The organism is Streptosporangium amethystogenes (assembly GCF_000721075.1).
Taxonomy (GTDB): domain Bacteria; phylum Actinomycetota; class Actinomycetes; order Streptosporangiales; family Streptosporangiaceae; genus Streptosporangium; species Streptosporangium amethystogenes.
The window spans coordinates 1-656 of record NZ_JOEQ01000136.1 but is presented as its reverse complement, the minus strand read 5'-3'; the positions used below and the strand labels follow the sequence as shown (position 1 = coordinate 656).

Genomic DNA, 656 nt, shown 5'->3' with positions numbered 1-656 from the left:
AGAGGTTGCGGCTGAGCAGCTTCGACGCGCTGGAAGGGCGGTAACGCACCCCCCGCAGGGCGAGCGGGATCAGCGCGATGATCACCAGGGCGTTGAAGACGACCGCGGACAGGATCGCCGACTGCGGACTGGCCAGCCGCATGATGTTCAGCGCGTCCAGGCCGGGGTAGACCGCCGCGAACATCGCGGGAATGATCGCGAAGTACTTGGCGATGTCGTTGGCGATCGAGAAGGTCGTCAGCGCGCCACGGGTGATGAGCAGCTGCTTGCCGATCTCGACGATCTCGATGAGCTTGGTCGGGTTGGAGTCCAGGTCGACCATGTTGCCGGCCTCCTTGGCGGCCGACGTGCCGGTGTTCATCGCCACCCCGACGTCGGCCTGCGCGAGCGCGGGCGCGTCATTGGTGCCGTCACCGGTCATCGCGACCAGCCGGCCGCCCTCCTGCTCCGATCTGATCAGCGCGAGCTTGTCCTCCGGAGTGGCCTCGGCCAGGAAGTCGTCCACCCCGGCCTCGTCCGCGATCGCCCGGGCCGTCAACGGGTTGTCACCGGTGATCATGACGGTACGGATGCCCATCCGGCGCATCTCGTCGAACCGCTCGCGCATCCCCTGCTTGACGACATCCTTGAGGTGAATCACCCCCAGCACCCGCGCC

1 protein-coding gene is annotated in these 656 nt (G+C 67.2%); it reads right to left on the bottom strand.

Annotation, left to right across the window (positions count from 1 at the left end; genetic code table 11):
* Nucleotides 1-656, bottom strand: a 656-nt coding sequence (locus tag IG98_RS0143965; protein WP_030926572.1) for an HAD-IC family P-type ATPase, incomplete at both ends; no start/stop codon positions are given.